Origin of the sequence: Flavobacterium phragmitis, from assembly GCF_900112575.1 — a bacterium.
GTDB lineage: Bacteria > Bacteroidota > Bacteroidia > Flavobacteriales > Flavobacteriaceae > Flavobacterium > Flavobacterium phragmitis.
Genome location: NZ_FOMH01000005.1, coordinates 198869 through 219354 on the forward strand (window position 1 = coordinate 198869; position 20486 = coordinate 219354).

General features: G+C 35.4%; 9 protein-coding genes. 5 read left to right on the plus strand and 4 right to left on the minus strand.

From position 1 onward, the window contains the following. Window positions 1-42: 42 nt before the first annotated feature. From BM289_RS10770 to BM289_RS10780, 3 genes are all read left to right on the plus strand, one after another. Window positions 43-2988, plus strand: a complete 2946-nt coding sequence (locus tag BM289_RS10770) for a discoidin domain-containing protein (protein ID WP_091493111.1) — start codon at window positions 43-45, stop codon at window positions 2986-2988. Between the two features lie 429 nt (window positions 2989-3417). Continuing rightward, complete coding sequence (locus BM289_RS10775) at window positions 3418-5757, plus strand: glycoside hydrolase family 95 protein (RefSeq protein WP_091493112.1); 2340 nt, start codon at window positions 3418-3420, stop codon at window positions 5755-5757. Window positions 5758-6047: 290 nt separating this feature from the next. Next, complete coding sequence (locus tag BM289_RS10780) at window positions 6048-8315, plus strand: GH92 family glycosyl hydrolase (protein ID WP_091493114.1); 2268 nt, start codon at window positions 6048-6050, stop codon at window positions 8313-8315. Between the two features lie 374 nt (window positions 8316-8689). On the opposite strand, the gene BM289_RS10785 is transcribed toward BM289_RS10780, so the two are convergent. The 3 genes from BM289_RS10785 to BM289_RS10795 form a co-directional block, all read right to left on the minus strand. Beyond that, on the minus strand, window positions 8690-12001 hold the full coding sequence (locus BM289_RS10785; RefSeq protein WP_091493116.1) for a DUF5107 domain-containing protein: 3312 nt from the start codon (window positions 11999-12001) through the stop codon (window positions 8690-8692). A gap of 18 nt (window positions 12002-12019) precedes the next feature. Continuing rightward, window positions 12020-13426, minus strand: a complete 1407-nt coding sequence (locus BM289_RS10790) for a sugar porter family MFS transporter (protein ID WP_091493118.1) — start codon at window positions 13424-13426, stop codon at window positions 12020-12022. A 127-nt stretch (window positions 13427-13553) separates the two neighbouring features. Then, complete coding sequence (locus tag BM289_RS10795) at window positions 13554-14462, minus strand: AraC family transcriptional regulator (RefSeq protein ID WP_091493120.1); 909 nt, start codon at window positions 14460-14462, stop codon at window positions 13554-13556. 135 nt (window positions 14463-14597) lie between these two features. Here BM289_RS10795 and BM289_RS10800 point away from each other — a divergent pair, with 135 nt between their 5' ends. Next, complete coding sequence (locus BM289_RS10800) at window positions 14598-15623, plus strand: aldose epimerase family protein (protein ID WP_091493122.1); 1026 nt, start codon at window positions 14598-14600, stop codon at window positions 15621-15623. A gap of 30 nt (window positions 15624-15653) precedes the next feature. Next, complete coding sequence (locus tag BM289_RS10805) at window positions 15654-17585, plus strand: glycoside hydrolase family 97 protein (RefSeq protein ID WP_091493124.1); 1932 nt, start codon at window positions 15654-15656, stop codon at window positions 17583-17585. Window positions 17586-17669: 84 nt separating this feature from the next. Here BM289_RS10805 and BM289_RS10810 read toward each other — a convergent pair whose 3' ends face one another. Next, on the minus strand, window positions 17670-20483 hold the full coding sequence (locus BM289_RS10810; RefSeq protein ID WP_091493125.1) for a M16 family metallopeptidase: 2814 nt from the start codon (window positions 20481-20483) through the stop codon (window positions 17670-17672). Window positions 20484-20486: the final 3 nt, after the last annotated feature.

Genomic DNA, 20486 nt, shown 5'->3' on the forward strand with positions numbered 1-20486 from the left:
ATTTCTTATAATTCAACAATTTTTAATCATTCAAATAACAGTATGAAATTTTATACTTTTCAGGTTTATATCTATTTATTTGTTTTCAATGCCTTATCGTTCCATTTTTATGCCCAAAATAAAGTAAGCCTTAACTCTTCTGAGATTGTCTGGAAAATTAAGCCACAAGCAGAAATAGGAAAAGACAGCCTTAAAATGTTTGCTCCAAATTATGCCGATAGCGATTGGGTAAAAGCAGTAGTTCCAAGTACCATTTTTAATTCTTATGTCGTGAGCGGTCTGGAGAAAGACCCTAACTTTGGCGACAATATCTATCAAGTTGATAAATCCAAATACGATCGCAATTTTTGGTATCGTTCTGAATTTACTATTCCAGAAAATTTTACCAAAGAAATCATCTGGCTCAATTTTGAAGGCATCAATCGTGAAGGACAAATTTATCTTAACGGAAAAAAGTTAGCCGTTTTAAGCGGAATGATGCAACGCGGTAAATTTGATATTACAAAGCTTGTAAATCGTAAAGCAAAAAATGTCTTAAACATTTTAGTAAGCATTCCAAAACAGCCATTAAATAACTACGGAAGTCCAACTTACATTTCTAGCGCAGGATGGGATTGGATGCCTTATGTTCCTGGATTAAATTCTGGAATTACTGATGATGTTTTTTTAACCAATACTGATAAAGTCACAATTGAAGATCCATGGATTCATACCAATCTGCCAACAAACGCAAGAGCAGATCTGGAAATAAAAGTAGACTTAAAAAATGCATCTGGACAAAATCAGGAAGGAGTTCTTACGGGTGTAATTATGCCCGGAAATATTACTTTTTCTAAAAAAATAAGTTTAGATGCTGATGGAATCACGAATGTAAAATTGACAAAAGAACAGTTTCCGGAACTTTCCATTCAAAACCCGAGACTTTGGTGGCCAAACGGATATGGAGATCCTAATTTATATACTTGCCAGTTTACTTTCAAAATTGGAAATGTAGTTTCGGATAGTCAAAAGATAACTTTTGGCATTAAAAAATATACTTACGATACAGAAGGCGGCGTTTTACATATTGCCATAAATGGGAAACGAGTTTTCTTAAAAGGAGGAAACTGGGGTATGAGCGAGTACATGCTTCGTTGCAGAGGTGAAGAATACGATCTTAAAGTAAAACTTCACAAAGAAATGAATTACAATATTATCCGTAATTGGTTGGGTTCAACAACAGATGAAGAGTTTTACGAAGCTTGTGACAAATACGGCATCATGGTTTGGGATGATTTTTGGCTAAATGCCAATCCGAATCTGCCATTGGATATTCATGTTTTCAACAGCAATGTAATCGAGAAAATAAAACGAGTTAGAAATCACGCCAGTATTGCAATTTGGTGCGGAAATAATGAAGGTTTACCGCAGCCTCCGCTAAATGGTTGGATTGCCGAAAACATCAAAACGTTTGACAACAACGACAGATATTATCAGCCATGTTCGAATACAGGAAACTTGAGCGGGAGCGGACTTTGGGGCAATAAAGATCCGAGGTTTTATTTCACAAAATATCCAGAACCTTATGCGGGAACAGGCGACGGTCCAAGTTGGGGATTAAGATCTGAAATTGGTACAGCCGTTTTCCCTAATATCGAAAGTTTTAAAAAGTTTATTCCAGAAAAAGACTGGTGGCCAAGAAACGATATGTGGGACAAACATTTCTTTGGACAAAAAGCATTTAATGCCACGCCAGACAATTATGATAAAAGCATCACAGAACGTTACGGCAAACCGAATAATCTGGAAGAATACACCCGAAAAGCACAATTATTAAACATAGAAACCAACAAAGCCATGTACGAGGGCTGGCTGGATCATATGTGGGAAGACGCTTCGGGAATTATGATCTGGATGAGCCAATCTTCTTATCCAAGTATGGTTTGGCAAACTTACGATTACTATTATGATTTAACGGGAGCTTATTGGGGAGTAAAATCGGCTTGTGAGCCTATGCACATTCAGTGGAGTCCTGTAGACAATTCGGTAAAAGTAATCAATACAACAGGAACCGATTTTAAAAACCTAAAAGCAGAAGCTTCTGTATATAATTTAGACGGTAAAGAAATAGCAAAATTCAAACAAAATACAATTGTAGATTCTTATTCGAATACTGCGACAGAAAGCTTTGTGATTCCGTTTTATTCCAATCAGAAAGATTTGGCTTTTCAAAAAAATGTTACCGCATCCTCTACCGATGGAGGAAATACCAGAGATGTTGCAGACGGAGATTCAAACACGCGCTGGGCAAGTAATTCGACAGATAATGAATGGATTTATGTAGATCTTGAAAAAGAATTCATTATCAATCGAGTAGTTTTAAATTGGGAAAATGCCTTTGGAAAAGAATACAAAATTCAAATTAGTTCTGATGCCAAAAACTGGACAGATGTAAGCGTGATTAAAGACGGAAAACAAGGACTGCAAACTATTTCATTTGATGAAACAAAAGGACGTTATGTTCGAATGTTAGGTATAAAACGTGGTTCTGGCTGGGGATATTCATTATACGATTTTAAAATTTTCGGAGCAGAAACCAATATTGATAATTCCGATTTAAGTCCGGTTCATTTCATCCGATTAAAATTAAAAGATGCCAATAGCAAATTAATCAGCGAGAACTTCTATTGGAGAGGAACCAATATGAAAGATTTTACAGATTTGAATAAACTCCCAAAAACTAAAGTAAATGTTTCCAGCAAAGTGGTAAAACAAAATGGAAAATATGTGATAAAAGCCAAAGTTTCAAGTCCGTCTAGAATTGCTTTCGGAATTCATGTGCAACCAATAAATGATAAGTCAGGAACTCAGATTTTACCAGCAATTATCAGTGACAGTTATTTTACTTTATTGAAAGGCGAAAGCAAAGAAGTAAGAATAGAATTTGAAGAATCGGCATTAAAAAATGGAGAAAAACCAGTAATAAAAGCCGTACCATACAACAACTAAATGGAGAAATCTATCCTAACAGGTTTCCAAAACCTGTTAGGTATGTTTTAAAAAATTTCAAGATAAAAAACATCCTGGGAGGAAAAGTTCTTTTGACAGCAGAGAATATTTATAGATAGATGTTTTATCTGAAAAGCCCCAGCGGGGCAATATATTTATAGCATTTCAGTAAGAGAAATGAAAAAAAGCTCCAGAGGAGCGACATGTAACATAGATTGTAAAAAAAATATGTCACTCCTCTGGAGTTTTATATTGCAGACGTCTATTCTAATACTATAAATATTTAGCTTCTCTGAAGCTTACCAAAAAAGAGAAATTCTTTTGGATGAACATTTAAATTATTACGTTCTAAATAAAATCAATAAAAATTTATCACAGATAAAAAAAATCATTTAAATCCGTGTAATCTGTGGCAAAAACAATAAAACCATGAATATCAAAAAAATCAAAGCTCTGTTTTTTACACTAATACCACTTTTGGGTTATTCGCAAAATAATCCTTTGGCGTTATGGTATACAAAACCTGCTTCACAATGGGAAGAAACGCTACCCTTAGGAAATGGCCGTTTAGGAATTATGCCCGATGGCGGAATTGAATCCGAAAAATTAGTCCTAAACGATATTACTTTATGGAGCGGATCTCCACAAGATGCTAACAATTATAAAGCCTATACTTTTCTGCCTCAGATAAGAGAATTGTTATTGGCTAATAAAAACAGCGATGCCGAAAAATTGATTAATGATAATTTCGTCTGTACAGGGCCAGGTTCAGGAAGCGGAGATGGTGCAAACGTACAATTTGGATGTTATCAGGTTTTAGGAAATATGACATTGAATTTTGATTATAAAACCAAATCAAAAGCGACCAATTATTCACGAAATCTGGATTTACAAACCGCTTTAGCCTCAACACAGTTTACGATTGACGGCGTAACGTATAAAAGAGAATATTTTGCCGGATTTGGAGACGATATACTGTTTGTAAAGCTAAGTTCCAGCAAAAAAGGAAAACTCAATTTTACCGTTCACTTAGACAGACCGGAACATTTCAAAACAATCAACGACAGTAATAATTCCTTAGTGATGACAGGTCAGTTAAACAACGGAATTGACGGAAAAGGAATGAAATATAAAGCCAAAGTAAAAGCCAAAACGACAGACGGAACAGCTTTATATACCAATAATACAATCGAAATTAAAAATGCTACAGAAGTAGTGCTTTACATTTCGGCGGGAACCAATTTCAAAGATCAAAATTTCGAATCTGCAGTAGATAAAACTTTGGATGCTGCTTTGCAGAAAAAGTTTCAGAATCAGAAGAAAAAACATATCGAAAACTATCAAAAATTATTCAATCGTGTAGCATTGAATTTTGGAAAATCAACAAAAAATGCATTGCCAACAAACGAACGTTTGGATGCTTTTATGAAAGACCCTGATTCCGATACTGCACTTCCTGTTTTATTTTATCAATATGGTCGTTATTTAAGTATCAGCAGTACGAGAGTAGGATTGCTTCCTCCAAATTTACAAGGGTTATGGGCGCATCAAGTACAAACTCCTTGGAACGGAGATTATCATTTGGATGTGAATGTACAGATGAATCATTGGGCGTTGGAAACAGCCAATTTATCTGAATTGAATCTGCCTTTAAAAGATTTGGTTAAAGAAATGGTGCCTTACGGCGAAAAAACAGCAAAAGCCTATTACAATGCAGACGGCTGGGTAGCTCACGTAATTACCAATGTCTGGGGATTTACAGAACCAGGTGAAAGCGCCTCTTGGGGAATTGCAAAAGCGGGTTCGGGCTGGTTGTGCAATAATTTATGGAATCATTATTTGTACACGAATGATCAGGCTTATTTAGCCGAAATTTATCCAATCATAAAAGGCGCTGCACAGTTTTACAACAGCATGCTGGTAAAAGATCCGGAAACAGGCTGGCTGGTAACTTCGCCATCTGTGTCGCCTGAGAATTCATTTTTCATGGAAAACGGTCAGGATGCTCATGTATGTATGGGGCCAACAATAGACAATCAGATTGTTCGTGAATTGTTTAATAATGTGATTAATGCATCTGCAAAATTAGGATTGGATAATGACTTAAGAATCGAACTGGAAAAACGATTAAAATTATTACCGCCATCAGGAATAATTTCGCCTGACGGAAGAATTCAGGAATGGTTAAAACCATATAAAGAACCAGACCCGCAACACCGTCACGTTTCTCATTTGTACGGACTCTATCCGGCACCTTTGATTACACCAGAAAGTACGCCCGATCTTGCTGAAGCGGCTAAGAAAACACTGGAAGTAAGAGGAGATGATGGACCAAGCTGGTCAATTGCCTATAAAATGCTTTTTTGGTCGCGTTTGAAAGAAGGCAATCGAGCTTATAAATTATTTAAAACCATTTTGAGACCAACTTTAGCCACCAATATCAATTATGGAGCAGGAGGAGGAGTTTATCCAAATTTACTTTCTGCTGGTCCGCCTTTCCAAATCGATGGTAATTTTGGAGCTACAGCAGGAATTGGTGAAATGCTGATACAAAGCCACGCTGGATTTATCGAATTATTGCCTGCAATGCCAGATGCTTGGTTAAAAGAAGGAGAAGTAAAAGGACTTAAAGCTGAAGGAAACTTTACTATAAACATCAAATGGGATAAAGGTAAAGTGACGAAATATGAAATTTTATCTCCTACACCAACAAAAGTGAAAGTAAAAGTAAACGGCGAATTAAAAGAAATCACTTCATCTAAATTATAAGTTCGAGTAGTAATCCTGCAAGGTTTCAAAAACTTTGCAGGTTTTATATTTTAAGTTGTGCTAAAAACTACACCTACAAAGGTTTTGAAAACCTTGCAGGAGCCAAACAGTAATATGAATTGCCTCCAGCTTTAGCTGGAGGTTTAAAAAGTCTATCAGATAGGGCTTTAGCCAAAATCTCGATGTTTTGGCTAAAGCCCTAATAGGATCTAATCTCAAGAACCTACAGCTAAAGCTGTAGGCAATTCAAAAAATAATGAAATCATATTTCATAAAATCTTTATCTTAAAATGAAATTCAAAAAAATAATATACTGTTGTGCAATTGTGAGCTCGCTAAATTTAGGAGCACAAACGGCAGAAAAAAAAACTTCTCATGTAAATCCGTTTATTGGAACAGGAGCAGCACATGGTTCACCGCTTTCGGGAAATAATTATCCTGGAGCGACAGTACCATTCGGAATGGTGCAATTAAGTCCAGATACAAGAAACATACCCGATTGGAGTGTTGCAAGCGGTTACAATTATAACGATACCACCATTGCAGGTTTTAGTCACACACATCTAAGCGGAACTGGTGTAGCCGAATTATTTGACGTAATGTTGATGCCCTTCAGCGGTTCTGTTGTAAAAGAAGAAGCAGGACAGAATGCCTATCAGTCTAAATTTTCTCATGACAAAGAATTTGCAAAACCGGGGTATTACAGTGTAGAACTTTTGGATTATCAAATAAAAGCAGAATTGACGGCAACAACACATGCCGGTTTTCATAAATACAGTTTTCCTAAAAATAAAGAAGCTCATATTGTAATTGATTTAGATCATTCGATGAAAAAATCAGACTGGAATACGCGTGTTATTGCTTCTCAATTGTCTTTTCCGAATGATTATACCATTGAAGGATATCGCATCATTACAGGCTGGGCGCCAATGCGAAAAGTATATTTTCATGCCGAATTTTCACAGCCAATACTTCATAATCATGTAGCAGATGGTGGTAATGTCTATGAGAATGCCAAAATAGTAAACGGAAATGCCATTAGGGCGATATTAGATTTTGATACTTCAAAAGAACAGGAGATTTTGGTAAAAGTCGGAATCTCTGCCACAAGTATCGAAAATGCTCGTCTGAATGTCCAGACTGAAATTCCTGTTTGGAATTTTGAGGCAATTGTAAATACCGCAGATGCTGTTTGGGAAAAAGAACTAAGCAAGATAAAAATTGAAGGCACGGAAGAACAAAAACAGATTTTCTATACGGCTTTGTATCATACATTTATTCAGCCAAATACTTTGTCAGATGTTAATGGCGATTATCCGTCAGCAGATTTTACGGTTAGAAATTCATCCAAATCATATTATTCTACTTTTTCTTTGTGGGATACGTATCGCGGCGCGCATCCTTTGTACACTCTTTTACAGCCAGAACGTTCGGCTGATTTTGTAAACAGTATGCTGGCGTATTATAAAGTTTTCGGTTATTTACCAATCTGGCAGTTATGGGGACAGGAAAATTATTGTATGATAGGCAATCATGCTATTCCAGTTATTGTAGATGCTGTTTTGAAAAAAATCCCCGGAATTGATGCGGAAACGGCATTCGAAGCGCTAAAGAATTCTTCTTTGAGAGAACATCCCGGATCGCCTTTTGGAATATGGGAAAAGTATGGATATATTCCTGAGAACCTGAAATCGCAGTCGGTTTCATTGACTTTAGAAATGGCTTATGATGATTGGTGTGTGGCCGAATTGGCGAAGAAATTAGTTAAAATTGATGAATACAATCAGTTTGCAGAACGTTCTCAGTTTTATAAAAATTTATATGATAAAAAAATAAGTTTTTTCAGGGCAAAAGACGATAAAGGCAATTGGATTGGACCTTTTGATCCGTTAAAGTATGGAGCCAATGGCGGTTATCCGTTTACGGAAGGAAATGGCTGGCAGTACTTTTGGTATGTTCCCCAAGACGTCAAAGGACTTATAAATTTGGTTGGTGGAAATAATGCCTTTACCAAAAAGCTAGATACCTTTTTCACCCTAGAAGACAAACCAGAAGAAGTAAATGATAATGCTTCGGGCTTCATCGGTCAATATGCGCACGGAAATGAACCAAGTCATCATATTGCGTATTTATACAATTATGCAGGTGAGCCATGGAAAACACAAAAATATACTGCTGATATTTTGAAAAAGATGTATAATACCACTTCATCAGGCTATTCTGGTAATGATGATTGCGGTGAACTTTCGGCTTGGTATATTTTCAGTTCAATAGGGTTTTATCCTGTCAATCCCGCAAATGGTGTTTATGTGATAGGTTCGCCACGATTGAAAGAAGCTTCTATAGAATTGAAAAACGGCAAGATTTTTAAAGTTACAGCTAAAAACGTTTCAGATCAAAATAGCTACATTCAAAGTGCTAAACTGAATGGTAAAAGTTATACCAAGACTTTTGTAAAACATACAGATATTGAAGCTGGAGGCACTTTAGAATTTGTTATGGGACCAAAACCAAATAAAAACTGGGGAAGCAAATTAGAAGACAGACCTATTAATTAAATTATTTGTTTTTTTCTCTCCTGCAAGATTTTCAAAACCTTGTAGGTATAGAGTAGTACAATTGACCGCTAACTATACTCACTAAAGCACACTGATAAAACTGATTTACTTCGTAAAAATGGGGATTAAAAACGGATTTCTATTTTAAATTTTAAAAATCCGTGGTAATCTGCGTCTTCGCGTTAGCGAAGCCGTCTCATCTGTGTGCTATTTTTAAGATTAGTTAAAGTAACGGTTAGTCAAGTTGATTAGAAGTGAAAAAACTTATATCTACAAGGTTTAGAAAACTTTGCAGGAATGCAATCCGATTATAAAAGCAAGACCCGACAGGTTTTTAAAACCTGTCGGGTCTACTGTTAAAAATAGTTACTAACTTAAACAGAAATGGATTCCTCGTTTTTCAATAAAGATAAATGTATCGTAACTCCAGAATGGCTTTTCTCTTCAGAAAGCACAGTGGTAAAACTTTCCTCTGCCTGCATCTTTTTATCCAATCCCATAAAACCTAATCCCTGCATGTACAAACAATGAATTTTATTACGCTTGTCCAGATCATCTTCCCAGATCATTAAATCGGGTAAGGAAACAGCAAAATAATCAATGGTTACATGATCGTTTAGATGCTTTTGTCCGTAAGCAGCTAATTTTTCAAAACGTTTATTGGCTTCGGCAGGATTGTTTAATTTTAAATGAGCCAAACCTTGATAGAAAATTTTATCCGGCTGTTGGTCATTATAGAAAATTGCCGCTGTTGGTTCTTCTAATCCCTGAGTTGCTTTATGCCACCAGTTATTCGCTTCTTCTAAATTATTTTTCTTTTCAAAAGCTACTCCAAGCCAATAATGAATATCATTTTCTTGTGCGCCCGGCAGTTTTCCTTCTCCCAGATTTTCAGGATAAATTTGCGCCTGTTCTAGAAGTTCAATCGATTTATCATAATGGCCTTCAGAAATCTGTTGTTTTGCAATTTCAATTAAAGAAATAAGATATTGTCCGCTCACTTTTCCTTCACCGCCTTCCCACGGGTGAAATTTTCTATTTTGTAATAAAGTCAGCGCTTTGTCATGTTTGCCTAAGAGATTGTACAAAGCCACTCTTTCTAAATAAACATCATCTCTCTGAATAACTAATTCTAAATGTTTTTCTAAGAAAGCCAGCCTGAAGACTAAATCTCTATTTAAACGTTTGTACAATTGATCCAATTCCATTAAAATTCTAGAATCTTCTACATCTAAAGAAAATGCTTTTTCTAAACTTGAAAGCGCTTTTTGTTCATCATTTAATTTATTGTAATAAGCCAATGACAAGTTTCTATGAACAGTTGGAAATGTGTCATCTATTGCTGCCGATTTTTCCCAACAGGAAATCGCATCATCATAAAATTTCGAAGCATACCAGAAGTTTCCTAAATAATACAAAGCTTTGGCATCATGAGTCTGTTTCTGAATTACTTCAGAAAGAACTAAAGCCGCTTCAATCTGATTTGGAAAACAATAATCCGGTTTTGCCTGAGAAGCCATTTGGAAACATTTTTCGGCTTGACCGACATCATTTAACTTTTCATAAAATGAACCCGCAAAATACCACGCCATCGGATAGGTGTTTTCATCTTTCAGTCCTTCATTTAATAATGAAGCAGCTTCTTCATATAAACCGGCCGCATTGTAATCTAAAGCATATTCGATATAAGTATGAATGTTATTTCGGATAAGCGCATTTAGATAATCCAAATCCTTTTTATCATTACTCAAAATATATTTTTCATACAATAAACCAAAATTAAAGCCGTCATTTTTTAAATAACTGTTGATTAAATCAACTGCTTTTTCTTTTTGATTTAACTTTCTAAGAAACGCTGCTTGCAAATGCACTGCTTTATGATCTTCGGTGTTTTTTGAAATGGCTTTTTTGATATGTTCCAATGCCAATTCATAATCGCCTTTTAAAGCATCAAGCTGTGCCACATAAAAATATCCCTGATTCTGCCAAGCCGCATTCCATGTAGATTTGTAAAAAGCATCGTAAGCCTGTTCATTTTTGTTTTGATATTTAAGGCAAAGCCCCAAATTGAAATAAGCCTCACCATCATACGGATTCGGATTGCGTTGTGTCAACGTTTTGATCGCAGCTCTGAAATAAGGTTCGCTTTCTGCAAATTTTGCTCTTCGCATCAGCCATAATCCCATTGCATTATTGCATCGAACATCGCCAGAATCACGTTTTAAGGCTTCTTCGTAATACGGAATTGGACTGTAAGTAGCGTGTCTGTATTGTTCTAAATGTTGTGCTGTCAGAAACAACTGTTCGTTATTTTCTATGTTTTCAGGAGCAAGTGCAGGTTTGGCGGCTTCTGGGATTTCATCTTCATTTTGTCCTTCGTAAACCCAGTCAACTAGAACTTTGTTAGCTGCATCGGTTACAGAAATCGATAAGCCTTCTAAAGAAACATTCGCAAAATCAATAGTTTCTTCAAATGAATTGTTTGGAGAAGCATCGTATTGTTTTTGTAATAAAACAACATCATTATTTTTTAAAGTAACGGTTGTTTTAGGATAAACGCCTGTTGTGTACGCTTTAATGACTAATTTATTGTCAACACTCTCCAGATTAACCATCGCGTTTTTAGTAGCATTTTTAACAATACCCAAATCTCGGTACGGCATAAAATATTGCGTAAATTCCTTTTGTTCACCCGGCATAATCCAAGTAAAATCTGGCTGATTATCTGTGTAGACACCACACATCAATTCGATATATGGACCATCTTCATCGGTAAGATTGCGATCCCAGGCACGTCCGAAATCGCCATGTCCCCAAGTCCATTGTTTTTTTCCAGGAGAAACATGATGATTGGCAACGTGCAGTAAACCACCTTTTGAATCATTTTCGTAACCGCCTACAAAATTATATTTGGATGCAATGGCCATATAAGATGTCGGAACCGGAATATTTTTATAACGAGAAATATCAGTTCCTGGCGAATAATCTACTTTGTAATACGTTCCTTTTGCAATTGGAAATGATGAAACATCACGTTTACCGTGATCAAAAACAGCGTTTACATCAGGCGGAAAAACCGATTGATAATCGTCGTTTACTTTAACTGCAGGATTAGCCCACCATAAAAAAGTCTGTGGGAACGATGTTCTGTTGTACAATTGTGCTTTAATTTCCAAGTAAGCTTTATCAGGATACAATCTAAAACCAGCCATACCTTTGGTTCTAAACATGCGTTCCACTTCACTGCACCAAACAGTTGCGCTTCCGTCTTCATGTTCTTCGATTTTAAAATCAACAGGATCAAAAGTGGTTGGTCTATGGTGCTGAGGCCAGTTAAATTCAATTCCACCAGAAATCCAAGGACCTGTAAGTCCAACCAATGCAGGTTTTACAACCTGATTGTAATAGACAAAATGACGTTCTTTGGTTTTGTCATACGCCATATGAACTCTTCCGCCAAGTTCAGGCAGAATCATTATTTTAATGAATTCATTTTCAAGATATACGGCTTGATATTCTTTATCTGTTTTTTCATCCGCGATTTTTTCAATAACCGGATAAGGATATACCGATCCGTTACTTCCCTGATACACTCTTTTCTCAATAAATACAGGATTTTTTTCAGGTTTGCCCACCTCATAAGTTGGCAGGATTATTTTTTCCTTCCAAACATTTACTTTTTGCATGATGTAATGAAATTTAAATTATTGAATATGTTTTGATTGATCAGAAGCCATAAGCTCCTCAATCTCTTCAAGACTTTTGTTTTTCGTTTCAGGAAGTTTTCTGAAAACAAATAGAAATCCTAAGGCACAGATAATTCCGTACAGCCAGAAAGTGCCTGACGTGCCCAGATAGTTGTTGAAAATTGGAAAGGTTTGAACCAATAGCGCAGATGCAATCCAGAGTGCAAATGTGGCAACAGACATTGCAACACCTCTGATTCGGTTAGGGAAAATTTCAGATAAAATAACCCAGGTAATAGGAGCAAGGGACATTGCATAGATAGCAATGGCTAATAATACCAATAAAAGCAATGGGAATCCAGTAACGCTGGTGTAATAAAAATATCCTAGTAAAGCATAAATAACAGCAAGTGCTCCAGAACCAAATAACATTAATTTTTTGCGGCCTAATTTGTCTACAGTTCCCATCGCAACTAAAGTGAAAACTAAATTAATGCTTCCTGTTATCACAATGTTCATGAAGAGATCATTGATGCTGTAACCAGCTGATACAAAGATTTCTTGAGCATAATTGAATATAATATTAATACCACACCACTGCTGGAAGGCAGCCAATATAATTCCAATGAATAAGATTGAGAACGCTTTTTTGTCGAATAATGTTTTGAAATTGGTTTTTTCGCTCTCGTGTGTAAAGCTTTCTTTAATTTTTGAAAGTTCTTCTTTTGCATAAGAAACTCCACCAATTTTAGCAAGAGTATCTTCTGCCGAATTTTGGCTGTCTTTTTTAGCCAAATATCTTGGACTTTCTGGAATTAAAAACATTAAAATGAAGAAAAGCACAGCTGGAAAAAATCCTGCCCAAAACATCCATCGCCATCCAGTTTGTCCGTTCCAAGACGCAAGAATTTGTTCGTGAGAATAACCAGTTGGAATCACTTCTGTGATTAGCATATTGGTAATCTGTGCTGCAAGAATACCAATAACTACTGTAAGCTGATTTATGGATACAAAGAGCCCTCTTGTTTCCTGAGGTGCAATTTCGGCAATGTATAAAGGCGAAATAGTAGAGGCAACTCCAATTCCGAGTCCTCCAATAATACGCCACATAATAAATATGTTGAAAGTTTCTGAAGCTCCTGTTCCAATTGCAGATAATGAGAATAATACAGCAGCGACAATAAGCAAAGGACGTCTTCCGTATGTGTCGGCTAGTTTTCCTGCAACAGCGGCACCAGCCACACAGCCAAAAAGGGCGCTACTCATCGCCCAGCCCTGAAGAGCAGGAGAATCTGAAATGCCAAAGTAAATTTCGTAAAATGGTTTTGCTCCGCCAATAACAACCCAGTCATAGCCAAAGAGTAAACCACCCAGTGCTGCGACAAGGCTGATTGATAGTAAAAAGGTATAATTATAGTTTTTCATAAAAAGGTTTTATAGCTTTTGTAAAATTAGCGGAATCGGAACCTTTGATTTATGGATATTTTTTTTGAATAGATGGATTATAATCTGATTTTTTGAATGTCTGCGTTAAAATACGAAAACAATTGCGTTACTGTTTGTATTCTGTGCGATATTGTATAGGCGAAGTGCTCATTACTTTTTTAAACAAACGAGAGAAATATAACGGATCATTAAAGCCTAAATTAAAACTGATCTCTTTTATGCTCATAGTCGTAAAACTGAGATACTGACAGGCTTTCTGCATTTTTAAATAGTTGAAATAATGTATAGGAGAATAGCCGGTCTGTTTCTTGAATAAGGTGAAAAAATGAGAAGGCGAATAATTAAAATAAGCCGCCACATCGTTTATTTTTAAGGATATATCCAGATGTTTTTTCATGTAATCAATTGCCGATTCAATAGTATTATCCTCTGAAAATTTTCGGTTCTTTTGAATGAAATATTTCTCGTACAAAAAAGTATTCAGTAGCTGCCATAACGAAAGATTCGCAAATTCTAGATTGCTGGCGCTGTAACCGTCTTCCATAACATCTAATATGTTTTCAAACAGTTCGATACGTCTTTCTTCAAGAGATAGCTGAGGTGCAGAATCTGGAAATTCGGTTATGAATTTTTCATAAAAATGAGTTGCCTGAGATCCTGTAAAATGAATCCAGTAAATACTCCACGGATTTTGTTTTAAAGCATAATAATCATGTGCAATTTCGGGAGGTATAATATAAAAGGTATTCACTTTAAGTGTTATCGTTTTGTTTTCTTTACTGATAATGCCTTCTCCTTTATAGCAATAAATCAAAATGTATTGTTTACTTCCATGTTTTCTTTTCATAGAATGATGACTCGCATTTGGAAAAACACCGATATCGGTGAAATACAAACTCGCTATAAGCGGATTCTTTTTAATAATCGAAAGTATGTTTTTTGGAATTACAATCATTCTTTGTCCCAAAAAACCTTCTTTGACTTTTATCTTTTCTTTTTGTGCTGAATTTTTCATAGCCCTGATCGTGTTTTTCAAATATCGTAATTTAATCCATGCTTTCACAAAAAAAGTCCATTTTGAGAATAATAATCAAAACTAAATTTGAAAAACTATACTAACCTTAATCTTTCTAATCATTTTTAAAACCATATGAATTCCTTAAATAGTATTGTTTGTGAACCTTTTGGCCAATACGGCGGAAAGGAAATTTTCAAATTTAAAATTACAAATGTTCATAGTAATACTATTGAACTATTGAATTATGGAGCCATAGTAAAATCCATAATGATGCCTGATAATTTTGGAAATAGAGAAAATATAGTTTTAGGATTTCCCACTTTAGAAGGCTATGTTAAAGATCAGGCTTATATAGGAGCAACAGTTGGTCGTTTTGCCAACAGAATTAATAATGCGGCATTTTCTATCGAAAATAATACTTACTATCTCGATAAAAACGATGGTAAAAACAATAATCATAGTGGTTGGGCTGGATTTAATAACAAAGTGTTTGATTTTATTGTAGAAGAAGATGCCGTAATTTTTATGCTTGAAAGCCAAGACGGAGAAGGCGGTTTTCCGGGAAATTTGAAAACCAAAATAATCTATCAATGGACAGATAAAAATGAATTAAAAATTGATTTTTGGGCTGAAGCCGATGAAGCAACGCCTTTAAACTTTACGAATCATTCGTACTTTAATTTATCAGGTTGCAAAGAAAAAATACAGCATCATAACCTAAAAATTGAGGCGGATAAAATACTGGAAAGTACAGAAGATTATATTCCGACAGGCAAAATTATAGATGCAGGACAATATTCTTTTGATGGTCAAAAATTAGGTGATGTTACGAAAGATGCCGGTTTGAATACCTATTACATTTTTAACAAAAATAAAAGGGACAAAAACGCTGTTTGTGAATTGTCTGATGAAAAATCAGGAAGAATAATGCGGGTTTATACTTCGTATCCAGGTGTGCAGTTGTATACAGGAGATTATTTAAATAGTACAATAATCGGTGAACATTCCAAACGCTATACTTCTTTTGACGGACTTTGTTTGGAATGCCAATATTTTCCTGATAGCCCGAATCATGCTCATTTTCCTAATACGATATTCAAATCGGGACAGGTTTATAATGAAACGATTACATACACTTTTGATATTCAAAAAAAATAAATTCTATCTATCACCTCTAAAAATTATACCATGAAAAAAATGTTTGTTTATCGAACTTTAAATTTGCTGCTACCCGCAGTATTTTTTGTGCTGACGAGCTGTGTCGCCCAAAATGAAGAACTTTCTTTAAGGTCAAAAGATAATTTCAATAAAATCAGTTTGTCTTTGACCAAAGACGGAAAATTATCGTACAAGGTTTTTCGTAAAGACAAAACCATAATCGAAGATTCGCCACTTGGACTTGTTTTTGAAAATCAGGACTTTTCATCAGGATTAGTTGTTGAAAACGTTTCTGCTGTAGAAGAAAAGCGTGAAAAATACGAACTTAAAGTAGCGAACAATAAAGTGGCAGATCATGTTTTTAAGAGTAAAAGTGTTATGTTCAAAAACAAACAAGGCACTATAATGACAATTGATCTAATTGCTGGAGAACAAGGAGTTGCTTTTAGATACCGATTTGCTGACAAAGAAAAAGAACCTCGAATTCTTAAAAATGAATTGACAGGATTTCATATTGAACAGAAAGCAAAAGGATGGTTGCAACCTTATAATAAAGCGGGGGATTATACTCCGGGTTATGAGGATTTTTATATTAATGTAAAGCCTGGAGACCCTATAAGTGGAGCAAGAGGTGAATCGGTTGGGTGGTGCATGCCAGCACTTTTTAATGTAAATAATACTCAGAATTGGGTTTTAATTGCTGAATCAGGAACCGATGGATCATTTCCGGGCTGTCATTTAGCGCCAGATTCTAAAGACGGGATTTACAGCATAGCTTTCGCTAAAAACGATGAAAAATTCACATTGCCTTTGCCAGATAAAGGAACAGCTTATCCTCAGTCAAACTTACCTTGGACAATGCCGTGGAGAGTGATTATGATTGGCGATAAAGCAGGAGATATTTTATTATCAACCATGATTACCGATTTAGCTCCGGCTTCTAAAATTACGGATACTTCGTGGATTGAAACCGGAAAAGCCGCTTGGTCATGGTGGTCGCATCCTGAGGATTTTACACCAGAAATGTATAAAAAGTTTACTGATGTTTCGGCTTCGTTTGGGTTTAAATACACGCTTTTTGATGCCGGATGGGAAAAAGCTAACAAAGATGGAAAAATTATTGATCATGCGTTATCCAAAGGAGTTAAACCTTTGGTTTGGGGTTATTCTTCAGAATATTTCGATCCAGAAAAAAGAAAAAAAAGATTCAAAGAATTGGCTGATATGGGTGTAAAAGGCGTTAAAATCGATTTTTGGTGTTCAGACAGACAAGAAGTAATGGCAGCACTGCAATCGGTTTTTGAGGATGCGGCTAAAGAACATTTATTAGTAAATCTGCACGGTACAACCATGCCAAGAGGATGGCACAGAACATGGCCAAATTTTGTAACTGCTGAAGCTATTTTAGGAACTGAAAGTTATTTTTATGAGCCAAGATTCCCGGAAAAAGCGGCAGAACAAAATACAGTATTGCCTTTTACAAGAAACGTGGCAGGACCAGCAGATTACACGCCATTTGCTCTGACTTTTAGAAAATATACACGTTTAAACACGGCAGCACATGAATTAGCTATGACCATGATTTATACTTCAGGAATTATCCATTTTGCCGATTCTGAAGAGGTTTTCGCGTCGCTTTCAGACGATCTTAAAACTCTGTTTAAAGAAATGCCTGCGACTTGGGATAAAACAGAATGCATAATTGGTGAGCCTGGAAAAGCAATAGTTTTGTCTCGCCAAAAAGATAATTTAAATTATATAGTTGGAATAAATGGGACTAATGTCTCACAGCCTATATCAATTGATTTGAAGAAATATGCTAAAGGTTTTTCTAAATTTAAAATCATCTCCGAAGGCAAAGATCCGTTAATGGAATTTAAAGTGGAGTCTTTTCCTGTAACATCAAAATGGCAGTATAATTTAGTTCCAAAAGGAGGATTTATTATACAGTTTATAAAATAAAATTCCTTGTAATTTAAGCAAAAAAGGCTGTCTCATACGAGACGGCCTTTAAAGACTAATAAAATAAAAATGTATTCTAAAGTTTTACTTTCCTGATTGGCTTTCAGGGTTCATAATAACTTCGACGCTACTAGAACTATCCAAAACGTGCTTACTAAACTGCTGAATAGTTTTCTGATTAATTTTAGAAATTAAGTTTTTATATTCTTCATCTGTTGAAAACGGAATCTGATTTAAGCTGTAATTGTATAAGGTTGTAGCCCAAAAAGCATTCGTTTTAAGCGATTCCTCTCGGTTTTTCAACAACGCTTTTTTAATGTCTTCCAAATCATTTGCATTCACTGGATTGGTTTTTAAATCATTGATTTCTTTCCAGACAATCTGCATTAATTTTTCCTGTTTCTCAGGATTGCAGTCAAAAGTAAGGGCAAGGCTGAAGGATGGTTTTGGAATCAATTCCAGATTACCGCCAACGTTTACACCGTAGCTTCCGCCTTCTTCTTCTCTAATGGTCTGCAAGAAACGTTTAGAAAGCAATTCACCAATGATATAGATTGTCATGGCATTTTCCTTACTGTATTCTGTTTTTCCAGAAAGATTCAGGTAAACAGTACTTTTTGCCACTTCCATAGGACGATTGAAATGCACAACTGTTTTTCCTTTTTTCGGACCAATATTATGGTCTGCGAACGTTTCTTTTACAGCAGGATTTGATTTTAAGTTGCCAATGTACTTCTGAATCAGTTCTAAAGCTCCTTCAGGAATATTCCCAACAAAAACAAAAGTAAAATCTGAAGCATTTTTAAAGCGGTCTTTATAAATACTTTCGGCTTTCTGTAAATCAATGTTCTGTAAAAACTTTTCGTCAAAAATAAAAGTCCTCGGATTATGATTAGAGTTTGCTAAATCAACAGAATCTTTAAATGTATTTCCGTTGTCTTTTTTGATGGTTTCTAAACGATTTTTATACTGTTCTTTTAGTATGCCGAAAATATTTGGATCAAAGCGTGGTGCTTCAAAAGAAAGATACATCAATTGCAGCATCGTTTCGAAATCGGCTTTGTTGGAACTACCTTGGAATCCCTGCGTATTTTCGCCAATAAAAGGAGCAGACTGTGCTACCTTACCAGTCAGTTTTTCTTTTAGAGCGATATTGTCAAAATTCCCTAAACCAGACGATCTTGCTATAGTTGTTGCAATTTCGGCAGAAGCCAAATCTTCGGTTTTAATTAAAGATTTACCGCCTTTAGAAAAAGCTGTCAATACAACTTGATCTTGTGAATAAGTTGTAGGTAATACAATTACGTTAGCACCATTTTCTAAAGTATATCCTTTTGCCGCAGCAATTCCTGGAACTTCAAATGTTTTTTTAATTGCAACAGGTTTTAATTCTTTTGCAATCAAAGGTTCGTTGTTTTCTTTTTTAGTATAAGGCTCTAAAGTCTTGTTTTCGACTTTTTTCATTACTTGAACTACCGCCTCTTTAGTTGGAAAATTTACTTTATCTTCATCAGAACCGGTTACTAAAACGACTTGATTGGTTGGTTTTTGAATGGTTTTGATATAAGTATTTATTTCTTCTAAAGTGATGTTTTTGATAATGCCTACAATCAATTTATAATCGTCTTCAGCAGAAAGAAATGGTTTTGCTTTTAAGAAATAATTCGTCAGTTTTTCCGACCAACTGTCATTGTCTACTTTATCTTTATTGCTGATAAAATCGTCATAAGAACTAATAAACAGTTTTTTAGTTCTGTCTAATTCTGCTTGTGCAATTCCAAAACGTTTTAAACGCTCCGCTTCTGTATAAGCATCTTCAAAAGCTTCTAATGTCTTTCCTTTTTTGGCTGAAGCCGAAATATTAAAGGAAGTATTTAATCTCGAAATGGGCTGAAAATAGGTTTGTAAACCTAACGCAGCACTTTGGTTTTTTAAAATCAATTCTTTATAACGATTGTTTAGAATGTTGGTGTAAAAAGAATTCATTACATTTTTACGGGTCAAAATACTGTCTTTTACCAAAGGTTCATCCAAAACATACTGCAATGTAATGTTAGTTGAAGAAGCTTCTTTATCAGATGCAGTTCCAAAATACAATTCATCATGTTTCGGAATTTCAAAATAGGTACGTGGCGTTGCTTTTTTAGCTAATGGAATTCCAGAAAAAATAGCTTTTACTTTCTGTTCCATTGCTTTTACATCAATATCTCCTACAATAATTACAGCCTGCAAATCGGGTCTGTACCATTTTTTATAATAATTTCTCAATTCAGGATATTTGAAGTTATTGATGATATTTAAATCTCCAATAACATCTCTTTTGCTGTATTTTGAACCTTTATACAAAACAGGATCAGTCTGCATTTTTAAACGAAAATCACTTGTACGGCGCGTTCTCCATTCTTCTCGGATTACGCCTCTTTCAGCATCAATTTCTTCATTAGTTAAAGAAAGAGAACCTGACCAGTCGTGCAACACCCAAAGGGTAGAATCGATTAGCTTTTCATTCGTAACCGGAACCGTACTGATGTTGTAAACTGTTTCATCTTGAGCCGTATAAGCGTTGATATCTTTTCCAAAGGTTACCCCATTTTTTTCCAGCATTTTAATGATGCCTTTTCCTTTAAAATGTTCCGTTCCGTTAAACGCCATGTGTTCTAGAAAATGCGCCAATCCGTTTTGATTGTCGTCTTCTAAAATAGCGCCGACATTTTGAACAAAGTAAAAACTGGCTCTGTCCTTTGGTTCTTCGTTATGCAGAATATAATATGTAAGACCATTTTTTAATTTTCCAGTCGTAACGTCTTTATGTAGCGGAATCGTAGTTTTAAACTGCGAAAATGCACCTTGAAAAGACAAAGCCATAATCGCAATAATGATATTTTTTTTAGTTTTCATTTT

Bases quoted from the DNA above. Each gene is read 5' to 3' on its own strand.
- BM289_RS10780 (WP_091493114.1), top strand. From the start codon at position 6,048: ATGAAATTCAAAAAAATAATATACTGTTGTGCAATTGTGAGCTCGCTA.
- BM289_RS10810 (WP_091493125.1), bottom strand. From the start codon at position 20,483: ATGAAAACTAAAAAAAATATCATTATTGCGATTATGGCTTTGTCTTTT.
- BM289_RS10785 (WP_091493116.1), bottom strand. From the start codon at position 12,001: ATGCAAAAAGTAAATGTTTGGAAGGAAAAAATAATCCTGCCAACTTAT.
- BM289_RS10770 (WP_091493111.1), top strand. From the start codon at position 43: ATGAAATTTTATACTTTTCAGGTTTATATCTATTTATTTGTTTTCAAT.
- BM289_RS10790 (WP_091493118.1), bottom strand. From the start codon at position 13,426: ATGAAAAACTATAATTATACCTTTTTACTATCAATCAGCCTTGTCGCA.
- BM289_RS10805 (WP_091493124.1), top strand. From the start codon at position 15,654: ATGAAAAAAATGTTTGTTTATCGAACTTTAAATTTGCTGCTACCCGCA.
- BM289_RS10795 (WP_091493120.1), bottom strand. From the start codon at position 14,462: ATGAAAAATTCAGCACAAAAAGAAAAGATAAAAGTCAAAGAAGGTTTT.
- BM289_RS10800 (WP_091493122.1), top strand. From the start codon at position 14,598: ATGAATTCCTTAAATAGTATTGTTTGTGAACCTTTTGGCCAATACGGC.
- BM289_RS10775 (WP_091493112.1), top strand. From the start codon at position 3,418: ATGAATATCAAAAAAATCAAAGCTCTGTTTTTTACACTAATACCACTT.